This window comes from Alcanivorax hongdengensis A-11-3, from assembly GCF_000300995.1.
Lineage (GTDB): Bacteria > Pseudomonadota > Gammaproteobacteria > Pseudomonadales > Alcanivoracaceae > Alcanivorax > Alcanivorax hongdengensis.
Genome location: NZ_AMRJ01000039.1, coordinates 1 through 23,170 on the forward strand (window position 1 = coordinate 1; position 23,170 = coordinate 23,170).

The window sequence follows — 23,170 nt, forward strand, 5'->3', positions numbered from 1 at the left end:
AATAAAAAAGCCCCACTCTTGCGAGCGAGGCTTTTTTATTTGGCGTCCCCTAGGGGAGTCGAACCCCTGTTACCGCCGTGAAAGGGCGGTGTCCTGGGCCACTAGACGAAGGGGACGAAATTGGTGGAGCCAGGCGGGATCGAACCGCCGACCTCAACACTGCCAGTGTTGCGCTCTCCCAGCTGAGCTATGGCCCCAAAACCGTCAAACGGGACAGGGTGCGTCCCGGTTGGTGCGGCGTATTCTACCGTCCACCCCTACCCTGTCAAGCACGGACCCCAGGTTTTTTTCCGTTTTGGGTCCGTTTGACTACATCCTGAACAAGTTGCTGAAAAACTGGACTATTTAGCCGTGATTAGCGGTAGGAGCGACGCTCGAGTCGCGAATCCGACTCATGGCAACAGCCAGTGTTCGTGACTCAAGCGCCGCTCTTGCAGCAAGTACTATCCGACCGGCAGGTCCCGGTAGGCTTTCTCCAGCTTTTTCATCTGCTTCTTGGACACGCCGCCCAGTACCTCGATGGCATGGCGAATCCGCGCCCGGCTGACATCCGAGCCGATGATCTCCATGGAATCCACCACCGAGAAACTGGCACTGGTACCGGCGATGGCCACGAACACCGGGAACAGGAAATCCTTGATCTTCACTTCCAGCGCATCCGCAATGGCCTTGGCGTCGGCAAACAGGCCATCGCGGTTCCAGTCGCCGCGGGCCTCATAGGTCCACAGCAAATACTGCAGCCAGACTTTCATATCCTCGGCACTGTACTGCTTGTGCTCGAAACTGGCCTCGCTGATGGCCGGCATGCCGTTGAAACAGAACGCGGCCTTGTCCGCCACCTCAGACAGGGTCTCCACCCGCTGACGCAGATGGGGAATGATCTTCATGGCGTAATCGCGGTTGTAGGCCCAATTGAGCAGGGAATCGAGAAACTGTTCATCGCTCTGTTCGCGCAGCCACTGACCGTTGAGCCAGCTGAGTTTTTCTACATCGAATACCGGACCGCCCAGGGACACCCGCTGAATATCGAAGGCCTCCTGCATCTGTGCCAGGCTGAACTTTTCACTTTCATCCGGCATCGACCAGCCCATGCGGCCCAGATAATTGACCAGCGCTTGCGGCAGGTAGCCCATACGCTGGTAGAACAGGATGCTGGTCGGGTTCTTGCGCTTGCTGAGCTTGGACTTGTCCGGGTTGCGCAGCAGCGGCATATGACACAGTACCGGCATGTCCCAGCCAAAATATTCATAGAGAAGCTTGTGCTTGGGTGCCGAATTGAGCCACTCCTCACCACGGATAACGTGGGTGATTTCCATCAGGTGGTCATCGACGATGTTGGCCAGATGGTAGGTGGGCATGCCATCGGACTTGAGCAGGATCTGGGCATCCACCAGCGCCCAGTCCAGCTCCACGGTGCCGCGGAGCATATCGTCAATTTCGCAGCGGCCATCCGTGGGCACACGCATACGGATCACATAGGGCGCGCCCTGTGCCTCTCTGGCAGCCTGCTCGTCGGCTCCCAGTTCCAGATCCGAAGGCTTGAGCGCGCGGTTCTCGCCCTTTTCCTTTAGCTCGGCACGCAGTGCATCCAGCTCCTCGCTGGTGCGATAGCATTTGAAGGCATGGCCCTTTTCCAGCAGCTGCTCGGCATACTGGCGGTACATGTCCTTGCGCTCGCTCTGGCGGTATGGGCCATGGGGACCGCCCACATCCGGGCCTTCATCCCAGTCGAGCCCCAGCCAGCGGAGTGAATCCAGGATCATCTGCTCGGACTGGCTGGTAGAGCGGGTCTGGTCGGTGTCTTCAATGCGCAGAACAAACTGGCCACCGTGCTGGTGAGCAAAACAGCGGTTAAACAGCGCAATGTAGGCAGTGCCCACATGGGGGTCACCGGTGGGAGACGGGGCAACACGGGTACGAACAGTCATTCAGGCTCTCTAATACGCTAGGGCAATTCGAAGTGGGCGGATTATACCTGTCAAAATGCGACCCATATAGCCATGCCCCCCGGGCTTTCTGTTATTGTTGACGGCGCGTGACAACACAGCGAGGGGCCGGTGCGCCTGTTTTCGCATCGGCCATGACCGTCACTTCACTGGCAGTTAAGGACAAAACCATGCGTATTCCCTTTCAACGTTCCGCACTGATTGCACTGGTTGCCGGCACAGCCCTGCTGCAGGCCTGCTCCGACAACACCGACACGCCCAACACCGACGCCGCTCCCATGGCCCAGGACACCATGACCTCCCAGCCCGCTGCACCGGCCGAGGCCGCCAGCAGCGAAGCAAGCGGCATCACCCGCACCCCGGCACCGCAGGGCGCCAGCGTTTTTATCGTCAGCCCTGCGGATGGCGCCACCGTCAGCAGCCCGGTGAAGGTGGAGTTCGGCATTGAAGGCATGCAACTGGCCCCGGCCGGTACCGACAAGCCGGACACCGGTCACCACCACCTGCTGGTGGATCTGGACACCTTGCCGGCCATGGATATGCCCCTGCCCTCCAATGACCATGTCATCCACTTCGGCAAGGCCCAGACCAGCACCGAACTGGAACTGGCTCCGGGCAAGCACACTCTGCAATTGCTGCTGGGTGACTATCGCCACGTGCCGTTTGACCCACCGATCATGTCCGAAAAGATCACCATTACGGTCAAGTAACCCCCGGACATCAGAAGGGCCCTGAAAAGGGCCCTTTTTTACGGATTCAGTCAGTGTCACCACTAGCGCAACAACAGATGCGGTACCCGAGCTTCACGGATCATCTTGTTGGTCGTACTGCCGACAAAAAACTCGCGGATACGCGAATGACCGTAGGCGCCCATCACCACCAGGTCCACCGCGTTTTCCTGCTGGTAGCGATGCAGCGCAGGCTCCACCTCGCCGCTGAGAACGGCGGTGTGCACTTCATGCCCGCTTTCATCCAGTAACCGGGCCGCGTCCTCCAGCCCCTGGCGCTCGCCAACGCTGACCAGATGACAGGCCAGGCCACGGAACAGAGGGCTTTGCGCCAGCATGCGCACGCCCTTGCGGCAGGTATCGCTGCCATCAAAGGCCAGCATGATGGTCTTGGGGGTCTGGAATTCACCAACGGCAACCAGAATCGGGCGATGTAGCGTACGGATCACCCGCTCCACATTGTCGCCCACGGTGGCACCAACGCCCTCATGGGCTTCGCCCTGCTTGCCGATCACCAGCAGTCGGGTCTGATCTTCCAGGTCCGCCAGGGTATCCACCAGATCACCATGGCGCTGGCGCAGTCGGGGCGCGGCAATGCCGTCGGCAATGGCGCGTTCCTGGGCGGCGTCCAGCATCAGCTTGCCCTGTTGCAGAGCCAGCCGGTTGCGTTTGGCATCCAGCTCTGACAGTTCATTGAGCAAATGTTCACGGGTGTCCAGGGCCAGATTGCCACTGAAATCCGTATTCACCGGATAGCGGGAATGGTCCAGCACATGCAGCAGGGTCAAAGGCGCATCCAGGCGCAGTGCCGACCAGGCAGCATAATCACTGACCGGGGCGGCAGCCTGGGAGCCGTCAATACAGGCAATTACATTTGTCATTGTTATCCCCTCAATGTCCGCCCATGAGTTTTTCCACTGCATCGGGCTTGTCGTGCACGGCGAACTTGTCCACCAGGGTGGCGCTGGCCTCGTTGAGGCCGATCAGCTCCACCTCGGTGCCCTCCCGGCGAAACTTGATAATCGCCTTGTCCAGGGCACCGATGGCGGTGATATCCCAGAAGTGGGAGCGGTGCACATCAATGGTCACCTTATCCAGTGCCTCACGAAAATCAAATGACGCAATGAATTGCTCGGCGGAGGTAAAGAACACCTGGCCAACCACCTGATAACGGCGATGGTTGCTGTCGTTGTCATCCAGCTCGGAACGCACATAGAACACCCGACCCACCTTGTTGGCATAGAACAGGGCACTGAGTACCACGCCAACGCCCACGCCATAGGCCAGGTTGTGGCTGAATACGGTGACCAGCACCGTGGCCATCATCACCATGCTGCTGCTGGGCGGGTGTTTGAGCATGTTGCCCAGCGAGCCCCAACTGAACGTACCGATCGATACCATGATCATTACCGCCACCAGGGCGGCCATGGGAATCTGAGACACCCACTTGCCCAGAAATACCACCAGAATCAGCAGGAACACACCCGCCACCAGTGATGACAGGCGTGTGCGCCCACCGGATTTAATATTGATCACCGACTGGCCGATCATGGCACAGCCGGCCATGCCACCGAAGAACGCGGAGACGATGTTACCCATGCCCTGGCCGCGGCACTCGCGGTTCTTGTCACTGCCGGTATCGGTCAGGTCATCAACGATGGTGGCAGTCATCATGGACTCCAACAGCCCCACCACCATGATGGCAAAGGCCACCGGGAAAATGATTTTCAGGGTTTCCAGATTCCAGGGAATATCCGGCATCAGGAACACCGGCAGGCTGCTGGGCAGCTCACCCTTGTCACCCACGGTGGGCACATCCACGCCGGAGTACATGGCGATACCCGTGATAACGATGATCGATACCAGCGGGGACGGCACCGCGGTGGTCAGGCGCGGCAGCAAATAGATGATCGCCAGGCCACCGGCCACCATGGCGTAAACGTGCCAGGTCACATGCACCAGCTCCGGCAGCTGGGCCATGAAGATCAGAATGGCCAGCGCATTGACGAAACCGGTGACCACCGAACGCGACACAAAGCGCATCAGATCCCCCAGCTTCAGGTAGCCGGCAATAATCTGCAGTACCCCGGCGAGAATGCTGGTGGCCAGCAGATACTGCAGACCATGGTCATGGACCAGGTCCACCATCAGCAGCGCGGTGGAGCCGGTGGCGGCGGAAATCATGCCTGGTCGACCGCCACTAAAGGCCAGCACCACACAGATACAGAAGGAGGCGTACAAGCCCACTTTCGGGTCCACACCGGCAATAATGGAAAAGGCGATGGCTTCCGGGATCAGCGCCAGGGCCACCACGGTGCCGGCGAGCACGTCACCTTTGACATTACTGAACCAGTGTTGCTTGAGGTATTGGATCATGGATGCATTTCCTGATTTCTAAACAACATTGCCTGTCGGCACGGACCGGGCATGCTGCCGGACGCTGGACACAGGCACGGGCGGGCGACACGGCGGGGGCGCCCGGGGCCACTCACGGTGGCGGGGAGAGATAACGCTACGGCGGACTCAACAGGGCACCGCGCGGGGGGCAAGAGGCACTCGGCCGCGCAGGGCACACCGGAGAGCCACAACAATCGCTCATCAGCACAAAAAACAGTCAGCACACGAGAAGGGCGCGGAGTCTAGCACCGCCCCCCGAAAATTAACAGGCTGGCCCGGGGACTGCACCGGCCCCGCAGCCATGCGACAATAGCGCCGCTTTATGGCAAAACGACGATCGAGACCCTGTTCATGCCTGATATCCCTGCCCCGGTGAATCGCCGCCTAAGCGTTGCGCCGATGATGGACTGGACCACCCGCGACTTCCGCTTCCTGACACGGCTGATTACCCGCCATACCCTGCTCTATACCGAAATGGTGGTGGCCCAGGCCATCCTGCACGGTGACCGGGACCGCTTCCTCAGCTACAACGACGAAGAACATCCACTGGCCCTGCAGCTGGGTGGCAGCGACCCGGGGCAGCTGGCGCAGGCCACCGCCATCGCCAGTGATTACGGTTATGACGAGATCAACCTGAACGTGGGCTGCCCGTCGGATCGGGTACAACAGGGCAAGATCGGCGCGGTGCTGATGGCCGAACCACAACGGGTGGCCGACTGCGTGTCAGCCATGCAGGCGGCCACCTGCGCGCCGGTGACCGTGAAGACCCGCATCGGTATCGATGACCAGGACGACTATGCGTTCCTGCACCGGTTTGTCGAACACATGCAGGCAGCCGGCTGTACCAGCCTGACCATTCACGCCCGCAAGGCGATACTCAGTGGCCTGTCGCCCAAGGAAAACCGGGAAATTCCGCCACTGATCTACCAACGCGCCTACGCCATCAAGCAGGCCTTCCCGCAGCTGGAGGTCATTCTCAACGGGGGCGTGAAAAGCCTGCAGGACGTGGCGGATCATCTGGAAGACGTCGATGGTGTCATGATCGGTCGAGAGGCCTACCAGAACCCCTACTTTCTGGCCCAGGCCGATGCCCTGCTGTTTGATGACCCGCACCCGATCCCCAGCCGCCAGCAGGTCGCCGAGGCCTTTATCCCTTATCTGGAACGCCGCTTTGCCGCCGGCCACCATCCCAAGCATGCTCTGCGCCATATTCTCAGCCTGTTCCAGGGGCAGCCCGGCGCCCGCGCCTTCCGTCGCCACCTCAGTGAAAACATGCACAAGGCCGATGCCACGCCGCAGCTGTTAATCGATGCGCTGGGCAAGGTATTCTAACTTTCGGCAAAGAGTCTTTTCCCGGGATTCCAGTCTTCATACAAACGCCGTCATTGACCGGTAACCTTGCCGGCTGGATGACCGCAAACAGGCAAGGATTATGGACAAGCGCGCACAACTCGAACAATGGACGACACTGGTCGCCGACACCGGCGATCTGGACAAGATTGCCGACCTGCAACCGGAAGACGCCACCACCAACCCGTCACTGTTGCTGGCCGCCGCCCGTGAGCCGCGCTACCAGCATCTGCTGGAGCAGGCACGGACCCTCTGTGCGGACCTGGGCCATGCCGGTGAACTGGACTGGCTCACCGACACCTATGCCTGCCTGGCCGGGCAAGCCATTCTGGAACGTATTCCCGGCCTGGTATCCACAGAAGTGGATGCCCGCCTGTCCTTCGACAGCCGCGCCACGGTGGAAAAGGCCCGTCGCCTGATTGCCATCTACCGGGAGCTGGAGGTAGACCCGTCGCGCATCCTCATCAAGATAGCCGCCACCTGGGAGGGCATCCGCGCCGCCGAAGTGCTGGAAGAAGAAGGCACCCGCTGCAACCTGACCCTGGTATTCAGCCCCAGCCAGGCACTGGCCGCCGCCGAAGCCGGCGCCACCCTGATCTCACCGTTTGTGGGCCGCATCGCCGACTGGCATCGCAAGAACGGCCAGCAGTGGGAAGCAGCCCAGGATGACCCCGGGGTACAGTCGGTGCGCCATATCTATCAGTGCTTCAAGGCCCGCGGCCTGGAGACCATCGTCATGGGTGCCAGTTTTCGCAACACCGGCCAGATCGAAGCACTGGCCGGCTGTGACCGCCTGACCATCAGCCCTGCCCTGCTTGGGGAACTGGCGGCAGACAGCGGCACTCTAACCCGCGTACTGGACAGCGAAACCATCGAACCGGAGTCTGACTGGCAGCCCGTTTGCGAAGCGACATTCCGTTGGCAACTCAATGACAATGCCATGGCCACCGAGCTGCTCAGTGATGGCATCCGTCGTTTCGCGGCCGACCAGCAGGCACTGGAAACCCTGTTGATGAAGGAAGCATAATTTTGAACTGGCTGAACCGCTTATTCCGCCCGGATACCCGGAACACCCCCCAGACCCGGCACGATGTTCACCGAGCCGCCGCTGCCCTGCTACTGGAAGTCGCGCGTACCGATGGCAAGGTAGATGCCCGCGAACGCCAGCGCCTGCTGGCTGCGATCAACCGCCACTGGAAACTCGATGACCAGGAAATGGAAGACATTCTCGGCGAACTGGAGCAACGGGTGGAGCAGGCCACCGACCTGTTTGAATTCACCCTGCCCCTGCGCGATAGCTGGGGGCCGGAACAGCGGGTCACCCTGATTGAGGAGATGTGGGCCATGGCCGCCGCCGATGGCAACGCCGACCCCTATGAAGAGCAACTGATTCGCCGTGTCAGTGAGTTACTGCATGTCTCCCACGGCGATTTTATCCGCGCAAAATTGCAATCTAGTTCCTAGCAGCTAGGCCCCCTGAACTTACCAGCCGTCATCCCCGGCTTCGTCATCGCGCTCCTGGATATCCGGGAAGCGCAGTGACGGGGCATCGCCACTTTCGAAACGTCGCCGCTGCAGGTAGGCATTGCGCAGGAACGTATAGCGGTCCCCGACGATGCTCTTTTCCAGATCCAGCAGATCTGCTCGCAAATCCACCGCATAGACCACGGTAAAGGTAAAACGGGTCAGATCATGGTCGATATACTGATAGGGCCGCAAATAGGTTTCCGGCCAGATAGTGGCCCCGTCACGGACCGTGGACGGGCCGAAAAACGGCAGCACCAGGTACGGCCCTTCACCCACGCCCCAACGCGCCAGCGTCAGCCCCAGATCGGTATTACGCTTTTCCAGGTTGACCTTGCTGGCCACATCGAAAAGCCCCGCCACGCCCAGGGTGCTGTTAAGGGTGAAACGGCCGAAATCCTTGCCCGCGTTTTTCCAGCGCCACTGCAGCACACTGTTAATGCCGCTGCGCAGATCACGCATGTTCTCGAACACCCGGGTAATGGTGTCATCCAGCCACTGCGGGGTGCCCGCCCGATAGGCCTTGGCCGCCGGTTTGGCCGCATACTTGTCGAAGGTTTCGTTGAAGGCAAAGACCTTGCGGTTGAACCCTTCCCAGGGGTCATCATTGCGGCTGCTTTGTGTGGCCGGGGAATCGAAAGCGGTATCCGCCGCGCCCCAGTCATCCTCTTCCGTGGCCGCCAGACTCAGTGCCGGAAGCAGCAAAAACACACACAGCAAAAAACGCACGCTATTCCCCTGTCAACGCAAGCCGCCGCATTATAGCGGCGGCCATGTCACCCGGTTAACAGGTTGTCGGAGAACACCCTGTCAAGAATCGGCGGGCACCAGTCGCCGGGCAATCCAATAATCCAGGCTCAGGTAACGCCCTGCCCCCTGGAAGAAAAGTACCAGCAGCATAATGAAGTAAGTGACCGCAAATTCAATACCGTTATTGAGCACCACCAGCGGCCCTTTCCCGGTCAGCCAGTCATAATGGCCATGTTCACGCAGCAGGCTGCGGGCCTTGTCCAGCCGCTCGCCCACCTGCCGGCTATTCTCCAGGCTCTCGCTGGCACCGGGCAGGCCCACCCAGTCCAGTACCACCGCGGTACTGGTTTGCGCATTGGACGGGGCAATGGCGAACCAGCCGTTGGGCCAGTGCACGGTGAAGATGGCCACCAGCATGGTGACCATCAGGGGCACGCTGACATAGCGGGTAAACAGCCCCAGTAACAGCAATACGCCACCTGCCAGCTCGGTAGCCGTGGCCAGAAAGGCCAGCACTGTCGGGAAAGGCAATCCCAGTCCCCAGTCCGGGTTGCCGAACCAGGCGGCGGTATCCGCGAAGGACGTCGCCTTGGTGTAGCCGGCACTGATCATGATCGGTGCCAGGTAAAGACGCAGAGCCAGGGGCGCCAGAAAATCCAGCGCACGGGTCTTGTTGAATAGGCGGTGCAATGTTGCGGCATGGCCGGCCAGCGAATTCATCGGTGAAGCTCCTTAAAGGATGAGTGTCCCAATAAGGATGTCGTTGGCACGCAAATGTTGCAGTGTATCGCTGGCAAAATGTTCCAGCTTTGCCGGATCCGGGAAATGCATTTCCGCTCCCAGCCGCGCAATCAACTCACGGCCGGTATCGGTCTGGTTATCATTGATCAACTGTAGTAACCGTGCCGTCACCTGGTTGACCTCCATGAAACCAACCTGATCCTCACGATTACGATAGACCCCCAGCCACACCGGCGTCGGCAGTGGCTCGGCGGGCTGAAAATCCGCACAGACCTTGTGCACCGGATAGGCATAACTGAGCAACACCTGCAGGGGGCTGGCCACGGGTATTCCGGCGAGCAGATCCCCCTGCGGGTCAATGCCCTCGTGCACAATTACCTCGGTGCTGACATCCAGCACCAGCTCCATCCACTCGTAGTGGGCCAGCTCCAGCATGAAGGGCGGATCGCCCGCTTGCCGGGCCCGGCCACTGGCCAGAAACGCCACGAATTGTTCCGGCACTTCAACAAAATACGGTGTTTCACTGGCATGCAGATGAAAGAAGTCGCGCACCAGTTTTTGCCAGCGTTGTGGGGGTAAAAGACTGTGCAGTACCGGAAAGCCCTGCTGCAAAAAGCCGTTCACGTTGTTGAAGAACAGCTCCCGGTAGATCGCCATGCGACGATCCTCCACACCTGCAGGTGCAGGGTGGGTATCCGGGTTGCGGAGGTGGGCGGCAAAATCCCGTTGCAGCTGCTGGAAGTCCATCACCCTACCCGGTCCGGCTTGCCGGCCATTGATGCTGGTAATCACCGATGCGGTTCAATTCGGCAAACAGTTCATCCTGATCCGGGAAGTTGAAATCCCGCTCCAGCAGCGTCGGCAATACCCCGAACTGACGATAGGCATGGGCCAGCAGGTCCCACACCGGCTCGATCACGGCGCTGCCATGGGTATCCACCTTGAGATCCTCTGCCTCGTCGTAGTGACCGGCAATGTGCACATAGCAGATGCGTTCACCCGGCAGTGCGCTGATGAATTGGTAGGGATCGTAATGATGATTGATACTGTTGACGTAGGCGTTATTCACATCAAGCAGTAGCTGGCAGTCCGCTTCCTTGACCACCGCGTTGATAAAATCGATTTCCGACATCTGCGCACCCGGCGCCGCATAATAACTGACATGCTCGATGCCGATAGGCTGTTCGAGAAAATCCTGTACCTGACGAATACGATCCGCCACGTAATGAACCGCCTCTTCGGTGAAGGGGATCGGCATCAGATCATAGAGATGACCATGATCACTACAGTAGCTGAGGTGTTCGGTGTAACAGCGAATCCTGTGTTCTTCAAGAAAAGCCTTGATGTCGGCCAGCAGGCCGAAGTCCAGGGGTGCCGGCCCGCCCAGAGACAGGCTCAGGCCATGACAGACAAACGGAAAGCGTTCCGTGAAAGTGCGAAACTGCTTACCCAGGCGGCCGCCCATGGGAATCCAGTTTTCCGGCGCCACTTCCAGGAAATCAAAGGGGACGGATTCGGCTCGGGATAGCGGGCCCATCAGGGCCCGCCGCAACCCGAGGCCGACGCCGTCAACCGGCGTCTGGCGAGGTTGCATCAGACAGCACTCAGCGGCTTACTTGCTGCCGCCACAGCTGCCCTCCGCTTTCTTGTCGCCACCACAGCTGCCTTCAGCCTTTTTGTCACCACCGCAGCTACCTTCGGCTTTCTTGTCACCGCCGCAGCTGCCTTCAGCCTTTTTCTCGGCCTTGGCCTTGTCGGCACCGCACTTGGCTTCACCACACTTGCCTTCCATGTCCTTGGCGGCCAGCTGGTAGCCGCTTTGCAGATCAGCGCTGGCGAAGGGGTTATCCGCCGCCTGGGCCACCGGCGCAGAGAAAGCGGTTGCCACGACAGCCGCACCAACGGTTGCAGCCAGGGGATTCAGTTTCTTCAGCTTAGCCATGTCGAACTCTCCATTGATTATCGGTATTCGTCCAGAACAGCGGCCGATGAACGATCACGTCGGCGCACGCCGCTAACGGCGTCTGTCTCAGACACTATAGAGATGCCCGCGTGAGGTAAACGTTACGGGGTTAACGAAAAAAAGCCGCCAAAGGCGTAATGCTGTTCACTTAAGCGGTGCAAATCTTGCTAAACCCTTTCAGGCAGGTTCCCTCCCCCCTTGTGGGAGAGGGACAGGGAGAGGGTGGGGGCAAATTTCAATGACTTACCATTGATCTGGCTGTCACGTCCCCCCCCTCCCCACCCCCTCTCCCGCAAGGGGAGAGGGGCTTAACATCGAAAGTGAACAGCATTGCGCCAAAGGCGGCTTTTTCTGCAAACAGACCGACAGGCGCATTAGCGGATGCGGTTGACGATCACGCTACCGATGGAATAACCGGCCCCAAAGGAACAAATTACCCCTTTACTGTCTACCGGCAGGTCCGCGTTGTATTTGTGGAACGCAATAATGGACCCGGCAGAGCTGGTGTTGGCGTAATCATCCAGAATTACCGGCGCCTCTTCCCGACTGGCCGGGCGTCCCAGAACACGCTTGGAAATAAGCTCGTTCATGCTCAGGTTGGCCTGGTGCAGCCACATGCGGTTCACCGAGTCCACGGCGATTTCGGTATCGGCCAGGTGCGAGCTGATCTGCTCGGCCACCATCGGGCAAACCTCCTTGAACACCTTGCGCCCTTCCTGGCGGAACAGCTTGTCTCGGGCCCCGACGCCGGTTTCGTCGCAACGATTCAGGAAGCCGAAATTGTTGCGGATGTTGTTGGAAAACTTGGTCTGCAGGCGAGTGCCCAGCACTTCCCACTGCTTGGCGGAGGTGGCGTCTTCCTTGCGCTCCAGGATCACGGCGGTGGCCACGTCCCCGAAGATGAAGTGACAGTCACGATCTTCCCAGGCCAGGTGAGCGGAACAGATTTCCGGGTTGACCATCAGTACCCGGCGGGCACTGCCATTACGGATGGCATCCACACCGGCCTGAATACCGAAGGTGGCACTGGAACAGGCCACGTTCATGTCATACCCCCAGCCGTGCTCCATGCCCAGGGCCGCCTGCACTTCCACGGCCATGGCCGGGTACGGGCGCTGCATGTTGGAGCAGGCGACCAATACCGCGTCCAGATCCTCGGCATTGAGGCCGGCGTTATCCAGCGCCTGGCGGGCCGCCTTGACGGCGATTTCCGCCTGAATGGACAGCTCATCGTCGCCGCGCTCGGCGATATGCGGGTGCAGGCGATCCGGGTCGAGAATGCCGCTCTTGTCGATCACATAGCGTTGCTTGATTCCGGAGGCCTTCTCGATAAAGGCGCTGTTGGAGGGGCCGAGCTCTTGCACCTCGCCGGCGGCAATGGCATCGGCATTGCGCTCGTTGTAGCGCAACACATATTCGTTAAAGGATTCCACCAGCTCGTCGTTGGTAATGGTCTGTTTCGGAGTCCACAGACCCGTACCACTGATAACCACTGAATAGCTCACACGCGTGTCCTCGCACTGATAACAGGGCAACGCCCTGCTACTGCAAAAAATAGAGAATGGGTCGATTATCCGGGTTCAGCCGCCCGGGCGCAAAGCCCGAACGGCTAGTATGTTGCCAAACCCCCCTTTACAGGCTCTCAGCACAACTCCCATTGTTTATTGAGCCGTTTGGCGGATACCGGCAACCGCGTGCCCAGCTGCTGGGCAAACAGGCTGACCCGGTACTCCTCCAGCATCCAGCGGAAGGTCTGTAACGGCTCGCTCTGCTGCCACAGTGGCCGGCCGGCGGCGCGGGTCTGGTACTGCTTGTGGTAGGCCTGCAGCTCGGCGGTGTGGGTGCGGTCCTTGCCGATCTGGCCGCCCAGCTTGTCCAGCCGGTGTTCCACCGCTTGCAGAAAACGCGGGTACTCGGCCAGCCATTCTGCTGGCACGTCCTGTAAAAAATTCTCACAAAATAGTGCCGACAGTTGTTGTTTCAGGTCCCGGTGAGCATGGGCCCAGGCCAGCGGGAAGTTTTTCTCCAGCTTGCCCATCAGGGTCCGGTACTGGGCAAACAGCTTGCCCCAGGCCACCAGTTGCTGCTGCGCCGCTGGCACGAAATCGCCGCGATGGGCATCCAGCCGGGCACGAAACTCCGCCTCACTGCGCACCGGTGTCTGCAATTGGAAATGTTCGGCCAGCAGGCGCAACAAGGCCTGATCCAGGGCCTGACGGGCCATGGCGCTCTTCTCGCCCTTGAGCTTCTGGAACCCGGGCTGCTGGCCGGCATGCTTGCGCAGATCGCGCAGCTGCGCCGACAGGCGCAGGGCCAGCAGGCGCGCGGTGCCCCAGCGATGGGCCCAGCGCGCCTGCTCCAGGTCCTCGTCATGGGCCAGCACCACGGCATCACCGTCATCATGCAGGGCCGGATAGCGGCGCAGGGTCATGCCACCCAGGGGGCGCTCTTCGGTCTCCGCCAGGGTGCCGAAGATCCAGTCCTGACCGCGCAGTGGCGCCGTTTCTTCTTCCGTGGGTGCCTCCAGGGGGGCCGCGCGGACACCGGCCAGGGCGTCGCGGACGGCCTCCAGGGAGCGCCCCTCCGCCAGGATCGCGGGCCGCTCGGTGAGACTGTCGACCACCTGAATGCGCATGCGCAGGTGGTCCGCCAGGCTGACCTGCTGCCACTCTTCCTGTTCCACCCGCACGCCGGTCATGCGTTGCAGTTCACGGGTCATGGCCGGCAGCAGTGGCTGATCCGGGGTCAGGGTATCCAGCAAGGCACTGACATAGTCCGGCACCGGCACAAAATGGCGCCGGCGGGCTTTGGGCAGGGCCCGGATCATGGCCTCCAGTTTTTCGCGCAACAGGCCCGGCACCAGCCAGTCCAGGCGCTCGGCGGGCACCTGGTTGAGCACCGCATGGGGCACCACCAGGGTGACACCGTCACGCTCGCCGGTGGGGTCGAAGCTGTACTGCAGCGGCAGGCTGAGCCCGTCCAGGCTGAGGTGGTCGGGGAACTGATCGCCGGCCAGCTCCGGGCTGCGCGACAACAGAAAGTCATCCCCCATGATCAGTGCCCGGCGCTGGGCCGGGGACGCCGTTTTCTGGTACCAGCTGATCAGCCCGGCCAGGCTGTAAATGTCTTCGGGCAGGCGCGCCAGGTAGAAGTCCACCCGCGCCTGCTCATCGACCAGAATGTCGCGTCGGCGCAGCTTGTGCTCCATCTCTTCCAGCTTTTCCAGCCGCAGGCGGTTGTCGCGCACGAAGGGCGGCTCCCGATTGAGGTGACCGACCACCAGTCCTTCACGGACCATCAGCTCGCGGGCCACCTGCGGGTCGATGGGCCCGTAGTTAACCCGCCGCCCGGCGGCCAGGATCAGACCGAACAGATTGATCTGTTCCTTGGCCATGGCACAGCCACGCTTTTTCGACCAGTGCGGTTCAAAATACTGGCGCTTGATCAGGTGCCCGGCGACCTGCTCCACCCACTCCGGTTCGATACGTGCCACGGTGCGGGCAAACAGGCGACTGGTTTCCACCTGCTCGGCGGCCACCAGCCAGCGGGCCTTGGTTTTGGACAACGCCGAACCCGGCCACACCAGTGGCTTGCGGTTACGGGTAGACAGCCACTCGCCCTCCTCGGTGCGCTGCATGACATTGGCAATCAGGCCGGTGAGCAAGGCCTGGTGCAGCGGTGTATAGACGCTGGCCAGATCCTCACTGGCGGCATTCAGTGCCCAGCCCTGTTCCTTTGACAACAGCAACAGCTGGCGGTGGATATCGCGCCATTCGCGCATGCGGCTGGGTGACAGGAACTGCTTCTTGAGCTGCTTCTCGTACTGGTTGCGGCTGAGCGCTTCGCGCTGCTGGTCGGCCCACTGCCACAGGTTGATGAAGAACAGGAAGTCCGAGTCCTTGCTGATGAACGGCTGGTGGGCCTGGTCTGCCTGTTGCTGCCTGTCGTGGGGACGCTCGCGGGGGTCCTGGGCGGCCAGCGCGGCAACCACGATCAGCGCCTCGCGCAGTACCTTCCTGTCGGCGGCGGCCACCAGCATACGACTCAGGGTCGGGTCCAGCGGGAAACGGGCCAGCTGACGCCCCAGTGGGGTCAGGCGCTGATCCTTGCCCAGCGCGCTCAGCTCTTCCAGCAGGCGGTAGCCATCGCGGATCAGGCGGCCATCCGGCGGCTCGATAAAGGGAAAATCCTCTACCCGCCCCAGGCGCAAATCGGCCATCTGCAGAATCACCGCCGCCAGGTTGGTGCGCTGAATTTCCGGGTCGGTGAAGGCCGGCCGGTTGAGAAAATCCTCTTCCTCATACAGGCGGTAGCAGATGCCTTCCATGATACGCCCACTGCGCCCGGCCCGCTGATTGGCGCTGGCCTGGCTGACCGGCTCCACCGGCAGCCGCTGCACCTTGGAGTGCACGCTGTAACGGCTGATACGGGCGGTACCGGCATCGATCACATAACGGATGCCCGGCACCGTCAGGGAGGTTTCCGCCACATTGGTGCTGAGCACCACACGCCGGCCCCGGTGCGGGGCGAAGATGCGGTGCTGCTCCGCCTGGCTGAGGCGGGCGTACAGGGGCAGAAACTCGGTATCGCCGAACTGACAACGGCGCAGGTGATGGTGGGCATCGCGGATTTCCCGCTCACCGGGCAAAAACACCAGTACATCCCGGGCCGGCGGCAGATTGCCGCGCTCCTCGCGCTGGATCTCCAGCAGCACCTCTTCGATCTGCCGTGACAGCTCCTGCCCTTCCGAGGGGGGCCGGTAGCGAATATCCACCGGGTAGGTGCGGCCGGACACTTCCAGCACCGGCGCATCGCCAAAATGCCGGGCAAAGCGCTCGTGGTCGATGGTCGCCGAGGTAATGATCAGCTTCAGGTCCGGGCGCCGGGGCAAGAGCTGTTTCAGGTAGCCGAGCAGGAAATCGATATTGAGGCTGCGTTCGTGGGCCTCGTCGATGATCAGGGTATCGTAGTCGTTGAGAAACCGGTCCTGCTGAATCTCGTTGAGCAGCATGCCGTCGGTGAGCACCTTGATCAGGCTGTGCTCACCCACCTGCTCGGAAAAGCGTACCTTGAAGCCCACCCGGTCACCCACCGGGCTGCCCAGTTCTTCGGCCACCCGGCTGGCCACCGCCCGGGCGGCCAGGCGCCGGGGCTGGGTATGGCCAATGGTGCCATCAATGCCGCGGCCCAGCTCCAGGCAGATTTTGGGTAGCTGAGTGGTCTTGCCGGAGCCGGTTTCGCCGGCGATCACCACCACCTGGTGGTCGCGGATGGCGGCCTTGATGTCCTCGCGGCTGGCCACCACCGGCAGGTCCGGCCAGTTCAGGGTCGGTACCGAGGCACGCCGGACTTCCCGGTTGGCGGTGGAAGCGGCAATGGCCCGCGCCACCTTGTCGGCGGCCGGCGGGCTGTACTTGCGTCCGACACCGTCCAGGCGCCGGCGCAGGCGGTGGCGATCCGCCGCCCGTACCTGATCCAGTTGCTGATATAGCGGTTTAAGCTCGTCTCTCACGCCGACTGCTCGATCCTTGCGTGTTGAATGGATAGCACCAGTGACGGGTTACCCCGCCACTGCTCACCCTGGCACTATTACCCCGCCACTATTCGCCCAGTAACCAGGCCCTGCCCTTGTCGGTCAGGCCGTTGGGGTCGATGGTCAGGAAGGCGGTACTGGGCTCGCTGGCTTCGACCTGGACCTTGAAGCGCATCAGCTCGTCGCGGCGAAAGGCATGCACCTCCACCGTCTCACCGGGCAGATAGCTGGCCAGCAACGTATCGAGGTTGGCACTGGTGGCCTGCAGACCACCGACGGCGATGATCACGTCGCCGGCGGACAGGCCCGCCGCCATGGCCGCCCCCTGCTGATAGGCCAGCAGGATTTTGGCGCCCAGCGGGTCGGCCGCCACCCGGATGCCCAGATTGGGCATGCCGTCCTGGCCCGGCTTGCCGCCGTTGTCACCGTGGCCGGCGGCGCTGCGCCAGTTCAGCTGCACACCGCGATCGGCCAGCAAGTCGGCCAGCGGCAGGTCCTCGGTGCTGTAGAGCGCCTGCTCGAAGAACTCGCCCATGTCCTGGCCGGTGAGTTCTTCCGCCAGCGGGCGGATACCCTGTTCCGGTACGCCTTCGCCGGTCTGGCCGTAGCGCTGCCAGAGCAGACGCATCAGGTCATCCAGGCTTTTTTCCTCGCCGGTCAGGTCGCGCAGGGTCAGATCCAGCGCCAACGCCACCAGTGAGCCCTTGGTGTAGTAACTGACGATGGCGTTGGGGGCGTTTTCATCCTGTTTGTAGAAGCGGGTCCAGGCATCGAAGCTGGACTCGGTCACCGTCTGGCGATGGCGGCCCTGACCGCGATAGACCCGGGTCAGGGTCTGGCCGAGCAGCTCCAGGTAACTTTGCGGCGCGATCAGGCCGGTGCGCGACAGGGACAGGTCGTCGTAATAGCTGGTAATACCCTCGAAGGCCCACAACAGTTCGGTGTGGACCTCCGCACTCAGATCAAAGGGCGTAAACGCCGCCGGCTTGATGCGCTTGATATTCCAGGTGTGGAAATATTCGTGGCTGCACAGCCCCAGGTAATTGCGATAGCCATCGCGGACCTGCCCGGGGGCATCGCTGCGCCGGGGCAAATCATCGCGGGCACACATCAGGCTGGTGGAATTGCGATGCTCCAGGCCGCCGTAGCCGTTGCCAGTTACCAGCGTCATGAACAGGTAGCGGTCCATGGGCGCCGGTTCGCCGAACAGTTTGATATGGTGCTCGCAGATTGGCTTCAGGTCCCGGCACAGGCGCGCCATGTCCGCCTTCTGGCGGCCGGCCAGCACCACCCAGTGGGGCACACCGCAGGCCTCGAAACTGGCGTACTCGAACGGCCCCATTTCCACCGGATGGTCCACCAGGGCATCGTAGTTGTCGGCCCGGAAGCGGCCAAAACCCAGCTCCGACCCTTCCAGGCGCGGCAGGCCGGTGGCCAGCTGCCAGCCGTTGTAGGCGGGCCCTTGCGGCGGCTCGATGTCAACCTCGCAGGGTTGATCCTCATGGCCCATGGCGGCCAGGAACACGCAGGTGCCGTTGAAATAACCATGGGTGGTATCCAGGTGGGCGCCGCGCACGGACAGATCCCAGGCATAGACCTGGTAGCTGACCTGCACCGGCCCTTCACAGGGCGGCAGTTGCCAGGTCTGCTTGTCGATCTTTGCCACCGGCAGGGTCTCGCCATGACTGCTGGCTTCCAGATGCACCAGATGGCGGGCGAAATCGCGGATCATGTAACTGCCGGGAATCCAGGCCGGCAGGCTGAAGGCCTGCCCCTCCGGTGTGGGGTTCGCCACTGTCAGGGTAATTTCGAACAGATGCGCCTCCGGGCGCAGGGGTCGAATCCGGTACTCGATCATGGCAACTCCTGCATCTCACTTCGCTGTATCACAAACAAAAACCGGGAGCCTGGGCTCCCGGTGGTCACGACCGCCAGACTCAGATCATGTCGTCAGCAGCCATGCGGGCAACCACGGCATCCGCCAGCCCCTGGCTGCCTGCGGTCAGGTCCGCGGGATTGATGGTGGTCGACTGGGCCGACCATAGTAGCGCCTGAGGATTGAGACGGTACAGGTTGGATTCCAGAAAGTACTGTTTGTCCCTAGAAAAATAACCCGGTTCAAACACCGAATTCTGGCGATTGGAATAACTTGCACCCATGGGGCCTGACACTACCACATCCGGCACATAGGCCACGGTGCTCGGGTTGTAGCGCATTGTCTCGCGCACATCCAGCATGGTCACCACCAGCGCGGACTGATAGCCCCGCGCCGCCAGTTCCCTGGCCATCTGACTCTTGTCCTTGCCGCGGGCATAGTCCGGCCCCAGGGTTGCCAGCGCCGAGGCCGCGCTTAGCCCATGGCGCTGCAATTCTGCCACCAGCTCGTCTTCCAGGGCCTGACGGATCTTGCTGTCATTGACCAGTGCCGCCACCAGTACCTGGTCCACATGGTCGCCGGGCTGATGGCCCTTCATCCGCCAGGCGCCGGTAATGTCGGTATTGCTGGTGGTCGTCATGCAGGCGGCGAGCCAGACCAGCAAGCCGATAACCGCCCATGCCTTCCCTGTTGTTGTCATTATGATTTCTCCCTGTTGCGGCTTTTTCTGTCACCGTCTTGACGTATCACTGGCAATCACGCACTTTTGCTGCGCTGCCGGAGAGCATTATGACTGAAGCACACTTTTATCACAGCAGAGCGGATCAACACCGAATCGGCGTTCATCACTGGCCTGCCCGCCTCGACCAGGTGAACGGTGTGGCGGTCTGGCTGCATGGCATGGCCGAGCATGGGGCCCGCTACGCCCCCCTGGCCGAGGCCCTGAACCGGGCCGGCTGGCACCTCTATTGCCCTGACCACCGGGGACACGGCACCAGTATCGATGACGCCTGCCCGCAGGGGCATCTGGGGGACCAGGATGGCTGGAATCATACGGTTGATGATGCCTGCGCCATACTGACGCTGGCGGCGGAACGTCACCCGGGACTGCCACTGGTGCTTGGCGGACACAGCATGGGCTCCTTCATTGCACTGGCGGCGGCCGAACGCACCACGCTGCCGCTCGACGGGCTGGTGCTTTGCGGCAGCGATTATCACCCCGGTTTCTATTACACCCTCATGCGTTTGCCGCTGCTGTTTGAGCGTCGACGCCATGGCAAGCGTGGCACCAGTGCGTTGATTCGCAAACTGACGTTCGAAAGCTGGGCCAGCCAGATCGATGGGGCAAGCACGGATTTCGACTGGCTAAGCAATGACAGTGCCCAGGTACAGGCCTACATTGACGACCCGCTTTGCGGTTTTGACTGCACCACCGAAACCTGGGTGGCGCTGGTTACTGGGCTCAAGGACATACACAGTATCAATGGCCTGGCCTCACTACCGGATGATCTGCCGGTATTGCTGCTGGGTGGGGAAGCTGACCCCATGAGTGCCAACGGGCGTGGCATGATGGCCCTGGAAAAAGTGCTGCACGCCATGGAACAACCGGTCACTGCCCATTTCTGGGACCAGGGACGGCATGAAATTCTCAATGATACGTGTCGTGATGAGGTGCTTGCGGCGATCACCGAATGGCTGGGCGGCGAGATTGGCCGCGGCCGGCGGCAGGCATAAAAAAACCGGGGCAAAGCCCCGGTTTTTCACTTCAAGAACACTCAGTTCCCGAACAGGCTGTCCTTGATATCTTTCAGACCTTTGCGGGTGCTTTCCCAGGTCTTTTCCGCATTGGCCTTGATCTCGTCCCAGTGGCCACTGGAGTCATTGCGCAACTCATCCAGACGGGCGGACAGTTGTTCGCGCTTTTCCTTCAACTCAAGCTTTCGGGTCTCCCACTGGTGGCGAACATTTTCACTGGCCTTGTCCGCACGAACCTGTAACTGATCGAACTCGTTATCCAGCTCATCCAGTTTGCCCTTGATCTTGTCGATAAATTCGTTGCGATCCATTACTACCTCCTTGGCTTAACAGGTAACCCTTAGTGTGGGGCTGCCCTGCCGCATTTCCATGGCAGGGATGTAAAATCATTATGAAACCTCATTCGGTGATGCCGGGCGCCCCATCCAGCGCCGAGACATAGGCCAGGTAGCGGTTCTTGATCTTGCGCACATACTGTACCGGCTCGGAGCCACGCACATAGCCATAGCGGGCCTGCCTGGCATACTGCGGCTTGGACAGCAGCAACATAGCCTGCTCCACCTCACCGAACCAGCGATCCGGGTCCTTGCCCAGCTTCTGGGCCAGACGGCGAGCATCCTCCACATGACCGTGACCGGCATTGTAGGCCGCCAGGGTAAAATAGAGCTTGTCGGCCAGGTCGATACGGGGCGGGAAGCGCTCTTCCAGCCAGTTGAAATAAGCCAGACCAGCGGCGATACCCTGTTCTGGTTTCTTGAGATTACTGTAGCCGAACTCCCGCGCCGTACGCGGCATGACCTGTAACAACCCCTGGGCACCGGCAAAGGAATGGGCGTTGGGATTGAAACGGCTCTCCTGATACATCTGCGCGGTTACCAGCCGCCAGTCCAGGCCGTATTTCAGGGCTTCACGCTTGACCATATCGTCGAAGGGCGAAATGGCCTTGCCTGGCGCCACGCGATAGCTCTCGTGGGCGGCAATGGTCTTTTTCTCCTTGAAATAGCGGTTATAGGTGACGTTGTAGAACAACCCCCGATACTGACGATGGATGTAGGCATTCAGCCGCTTCTTCAGCTCGGTCTGGTCAGCACGCAGTCCCCAGGCAATGTTCTTGGTCTGCGGGAAGGTATAGAGCACCTTGATATCATCGCGATAGGTACTCTCCATGGCCGCCAGATGACTATCCGCCAGGGTCAGCTCAAATTCACCATCGGCCACGGCGTCAATCAGGCTTTCCGTGCTGGCCCCTTCCCGCGGCTCGATATCCACGTCTATGTCGTCGTTATCCTGTAACTCGTTGAGGGTATCCATATAGGCGGTTTCCGGGTTGACCACCACCGCCCGACCGGCCAGCCAGGCCGGGTCCGTTATCGGCTCCTTGTCCGCCGAACCGATCAACTGCTCATTGATTTCCAGGTAGCGATCCGTGAAATTCCAGCCCCGTTTGCGCCGCTCGGGGGTATCGGTCATGGAAGCGGCAATCACATCACCGTCACCGGCACTGAGCGCTGCAAACATGGCAGAGGGGCTGTCACGGACCACCATGCTCAGACGCAACCCCTGCTGTTTGGCAAAGTCCTTGATCAGGTCATAGTCGAATCCCATCAACTCACCGCGCCAGATAAAATAGCTGGCCGGGTTGTTGCTGGTAATGACCCGCAATACCCCGCTTTGCTTGATGGCTTTCCAGTCACGCAATGCCGCTTTCGGCTGAGAGGCGTGGACCTGCTCGCGAATGATGAACTGATTGATCTGCTCCAGCAGTTCCTTGCTGTCCGGACGCACCGCCCAGGCAATACGACGCTTGCGATTCACCACCGGCCCCGCGGCCACGTCATCCCGGTTCATCAACATGGCATCGAGCATGTTGCCATCGACGATGGTGGCGGCCAGTTCACCACTGGCTACCGCCTCCACCAGCTCTTCATCCGAGATGCTGTCGTGCAGCACTTCCAGGGTCAGGTTGTCATGGCGGCGAACCAGCTTGCGGGCGGTTTCCAGGTAGGCGGTGCCGGCCGGTACGGACAGGGTCAGCGCTCCCATTTCACTCAGGGACTTACCGGCCAGAGACGGCGCCACCACCAGCCGCTCTTCGATGGTGTTGACCGGCGCCGAAAAGCCCATCTTGTCGCGGCGGGCATCGGTCATCGAATAATTGGTGACGATGATGTCACCCTTGCCGTCCAGCAGCAGGTCCTGCAGCTGGGCATAATCACTGGCATAGACCCAGCGCGCCTCCAGCCCCAGGGAGCCGGCAAACTGTTCTGCCAGACGCTGGTATTCGGTGGTGGGAATGCCGTTGCGAGTCAAGCCGGATTCCTCATCGAAACGCGGGGCCAGCAGGCGCACGATGCCATGTTCACGCAGGGCCGGCAGGTCACCGATTTCCTGGTAATTCTGGAAAGTGGTGAAGAATCCCCCGCTTCCCGATGAATCACAACCGCTTGCCAAAAGCGCGGTCAACAACAGCAATAACCAACTCGCCAGTCGCATGGTTCCCCCGACGTTATCGTTTTCTTCAGCCTACTGGTATTGCTGCCCGAAGGCGACTTTCACGGGATTACAGGCATAAAAAAAGGTTCTTCGCATTTTAGCGGGGAAGAGAGG

19 protein-coding genes and 2 tRNA genes are annotated in these 23,170 nt (G+C 60.9%); 5 read left to right on the forward strand and 16 right to left on the reverse strand.

The window, feature by feature from the left end:
* Positions 1-40 precede the first annotated feature (40 nt).
* From A11A3_RS15790 to gltX, 3 genes are all read right to left on the reverse strand, one after another.
* A tRNA-Glu gene (locus A11A3_RS15790) sits at positions 41-116 on the reverse strand.
* A gap of 5 nt (positions 117-121) precedes the next feature.
* Positions 122-197: transfer RNA gene (locus A11A3_RS15795), tRNA-Ala, on the reverse strand.
* Between the two features lie 246 nt (positions 198-443).
* Positions 444-1,928 carry a glutamate--tRNA ligase gene (gltX, locus tag A11A3_RS15800; RefSeq protein ID WP_040297311.1) on the reverse strand — a complete coding sequence of 495 codons (1,485 nt, stop codon included), beginning with the start codon at positions 1,926-1,928 and terminating at the stop codon, positions 444-446.
* Positions 1,929-2,116: 188 nt separating this feature from the next.
* On the opposite strand from gltX, the gene A11A3_RS15805 reads away from it, so the two are divergent.
* Positions 2,117-2,656 carry a DUF4399 domain-containing protein gene (locus tag A11A3_RS15805; protein WP_008930334.1) on the forward strand — a complete coding sequence of 180 codons (540 nt, stop codon included), beginning with the start codon at positions 2,117-2,119 and terminating at the stop codon, positions 2,654-2,656.
* Positions 2,657-2,718: 62 nt separating this feature from the next.
* Here the strand turns inward: A11A3_RS15805 and A11A3_RS15810 are convergent, their stop codons facing one another.
* Entirely contained in the window at positions 2,719-3,555 is an 837-nt protein-coding gene (locus A11A3_RS15810; RefSeq protein WP_008930335.1) for a universal stress protein, read from the reverse strand.
* A 10-nt stretch (positions 3,556-3,565) separates the two neighbouring features.
* On the reverse strand, positions 3,566-5,050 hold the full coding sequence (locus A11A3_RS15815; protein ID WP_008930336.1) for a SulP family inorganic anion transporter: 1,485 nt from the start codon (positions 5,048-5,050) through the stop codon (positions 3,566-3,568).
* Between the two features lie 372 nt (positions 5,051-5,422).
* Between A11A3_RS15815 and dusA the strand changes: the two genes are divergently transcribed.
* The 3 genes from dusA (at position 5,423) to A11A3_RS15830 (ending at position 7,885) form a co-directional block, all read left to right on the forward strand.
* Complete coding sequence (gene dusA, locus A11A3_RS15820) at positions 5,423-6,403, forward strand: tRNA dihydrouridine(20/20a) synthase DusA (protein ID WP_083851793.1); 981 nt, start codon at positions 5,423-5,425, stop codon at positions 6,401-6,403.
* Between the two features lie 100 nt (positions 6,404-6,503).
* Entirely contained in the window at positions 6,504-7,448 is a 945-nt protein-coding gene (locus A11A3_RS15825; RefSeq protein WP_008930338.1) for a transaldolase, read from the forward strand.
* A 2-nt stretch (positions 7,449-7,450) separates the two neighbouring features.
* A complete protein-coding gene (locus A11A3_RS15830; protein WP_008930339.1) occupies positions 7,451-7,885 on the forward strand; it encodes a tellurite resistance TerB family protein in 435 nt (144 codons plus the stop codon).
* Between the two features lie 18 nt (positions 7,886-7,903).
* Here the strand turns inward: A11A3_RS15830 and A11A3_RS15835 are convergent, their stop codons facing one another.
* The 9 genes from A11A3_RS15835 to A11A3_RS15875 all read right to left on the reverse strand — a co-directional run bounded on the left by A11A3_RS15835 (position 7,904) and on the right by A11A3_RS15875 (position 19,508).
* A complete protein-coding gene (locus tag A11A3_RS15835; protein WP_008930340.1) occupies positions 7,904-8,674 on the reverse strand; it encodes an MlaA family lipoprotein in 771 nt (256 codons plus the stop codon).
* Positions 8,675-8,755: 81 nt separating this feature from the next.
* The gene (locus A11A3_RS15840) at positions 8,756-9,415 is read right to left on the reverse strand and encodes an HvfX family Cu-binding RiPP maturation protein (protein WP_008930341.1); all 660 of its coding nucleotides are present in this window, start codon (positions 9,413-9,415) and stop codon (positions 8,756-8,758) included.
* Between the two features lie 12 nt (positions 9,416-9,427).
* Positions 9,428-10,183: an HvfC family RiPP maturation protein gene (locus A11A3_RS15845; RefSeq protein WP_008930342.1), complete on the reverse strand. Its 756-nt coding sequence runs from the start codon at positions 10,181-10,183 to the stop codon at positions 9,428-9,430.
* A 4-nt stretch (positions 10,184-10,187) separates the two neighbouring features.
* Positions 10,188-11,030: an HvfB family MNIO-type RiPP peptide maturase gene (locus tag A11A3_RS15850; protein ID WP_040297312.1), complete on the reverse strand. Its 843-nt coding sequence runs from the start codon at positions 11,028-11,030 to the stop codon at positions 10,188-10,190.
* Positions 11,031-11,048: 18 nt separating this feature from the next.
* Positions 11,049-11,378: an HvfA family oxazolone/thioamide-modified RiPP metallophore gene (locus A11A3_RS15855; RefSeq protein WP_008930344.1), complete on the reverse strand. Its 330-nt coding sequence runs from the start codon at positions 11,376-11,378 to the stop codon at positions 11,049-11,051.
* Between the two features lie 395 nt (positions 11,379-11,773).
* Complete coding sequence (locus A11A3_RS15860) at positions 11,774-12,904, reverse strand: beta-ketoacyl-ACP synthase III (protein ID WP_008930345.1); 1,131 nt, start codon at positions 12,902-12,904, stop codon at positions 11,774-11,776.
* A 137-nt stretch (positions 12,905-13,041) separates the two neighbouring features.
* A complete protein-coding gene (hrpA, locus tag A11A3_RS15865) occupies positions 13,042-16,911 on the reverse strand; it encodes an ATP-dependent RNA helicase HrpA (RefSeq protein ID WP_008930346.1) in 3,870 nt (1,289 codons plus the stop codon).
* An 88-nt stretch (positions 16,912-16,999) separates the two neighbouring features.
* Positions 17,000-18,790 carry a M61 family metallopeptidase gene (locus tag A11A3_RS15870; RefSeq protein ID WP_008930347.1) on the reverse strand — a complete coding sequence of 597 codons (1,791 nt, stop codon included), beginning with the start codon at positions 18,788-18,790 and terminating at the stop codon, positions 17,000-17,002.
* 79 nt (positions 18,791-18,869) lie between these two features.
* Positions 18,870-19,508: a hypothetical protein gene (locus tag A11A3_RS15875; protein WP_237738885.1), complete on the reverse strand. Its 639-nt coding sequence runs from the start codon at positions 19,506-19,508 to the stop codon at positions 18,870-18,872.
* Between the two features lie 89 nt (positions 19,509-19,597).
* On the opposite strand from A11A3_RS15875, the gene A11A3_RS15880 reads away from it, so the two are divergent.
* On the forward strand, positions 19,598-20,542 hold the full coding sequence (locus A11A3_RS15880; protein WP_008930349.1) for an alpha/beta fold hydrolase: 945 nt from the start codon (positions 19,598-19,600) through the stop codon (positions 20,540-20,542).
* Positions 20,543-20,583: 41 nt separating this feature from the next.
* On the opposite strand, the gene A11A3_RS15885 is transcribed toward A11A3_RS15880, so the two are convergent.
* Together A11A3_RS15885 and A11A3_RS15890 are read right to left on the reverse strand one after the other, a co-directional pair.
* Entirely contained in the window at positions 20,584-20,874 is a 291-nt protein-coding gene (locus A11A3_RS15885) for a sll1863 family stress response protein (RefSeq protein ID WP_008930350.1), read from the reverse strand.
* Between the two features lie 88 nt (positions 20,875-20,962).
* A complete protein-coding gene (locus tag A11A3_RS15890; protein WP_040297313.1) occupies positions 20,963-23,056 on the reverse strand; it encodes a transporter substrate-binding domain-containing protein in 2,094 nt (697 codons plus the stop codon).
* Positions 23,057-23,170 lie beyond the last annotated feature (114 nt).

Bases quoted from the DNA above. Each gene is read 5' to 3' on its own strand.
- gltX (WP_040297311.1), bottom strand. From the start codon at position 1,928: ATGACTGTTCGTACCCGTGTTGCCCCGTCTCCCACCGGTGACCCCCAT.
- A11A3_RS15855 (WP_008930344.1), bottom strand. From the start codon at position 11,378: ATGGCTAAGCTGAAGAAACTGAATCCCCTGGCTGCAACCGTTGGTGCG.
- A11A3_RS15880 (WP_008930349.1), top strand. From the start codon at position 19,598: ATGACTGAAGCACACTTTTATCACAGCAGAGCGGATCAACACCGAATC.
- A11A3_RS15840 (WP_008930341.1), bottom strand. From the start codon at position 9,415: ATGAATTCGCTGGCCGGCCATGCCGCAACATTGCACCGCCTATTCAAC.
- A11A3_RS15875 (WP_237738885.1), bottom strand. From the start codon at position 19,508: ATGACAACAACAGGGAAGGCATGGGCGGTTATCGGCTTGCTGGTCTGG.
- dusA (WP_083851793.1), top strand. From the start codon at position 5,423: ATGCCTGATATCCCTGCCCCGGTGAATCGCCGCCTAAGCGTTGCGCCG.
- A11A3_RS15870 (WP_008930347.1), bottom strand. From the start codon at position 18,790: ATGATCGAGTACCGGATTCGACCCCTGCGCCCGGAGGCGCATCTGTTC.
- A11A3_RS15810 (WP_008930335.1), bottom strand. From the start codon at position 3,555: ATGACAAATGTAATTGCCTGTATTGACGGCTCCCAGGCTGCCGCCCCG.
- A11A3_RS15805 (WP_008930334.1), top strand. From the start codon at position 2,117: ATGCGTATTCCCTTTCAACGTTCCGCACTGATTGCACTGGTTGCCGGC.
- A11A3_RS15890 (WP_040297313.1), bottom strand. From the start codon at position 23,056: ATGCGACTGGCGAGTTGGTTATTGCTGTTGTTGACCGCGCTTTTGGCA.
- A11A3_RS15850 (WP_040297312.1), bottom strand. From the start codon at position 11,030: ATGCAACCTCGCCAGACGCCGGTTGACGGCGTCGGCCTCGGGTTGCGG.
- A11A3_RS15825 (WP_008930338.1), top strand. From the start codon at position 6,504: ATGGACAAGCGCGCACAACTCGAACAATGGACGACACTGGTCGCCGAC.
- A11A3_RS15885 (WP_008930350.1), bottom strand. From the start codon at position 20,874: ATGGATCGCAACGAATTTATCGACAAGATCAAGGGCAAACTGGATGAG.
- A11A3_RS15845 (WP_008930342.1), bottom strand. From the start codon at position 10,183: ATGGACTTCCAGCAGCTGCAACGGGATTTTGCCGCCCACCTCCGCAAC.
- A11A3_RS15815 (WP_008930336.1), bottom strand. From the start codon at position 5,050: ATGATCCAATACCTCAAGCAACACTGGTTCAGTAATGTCAAAGGTGAC.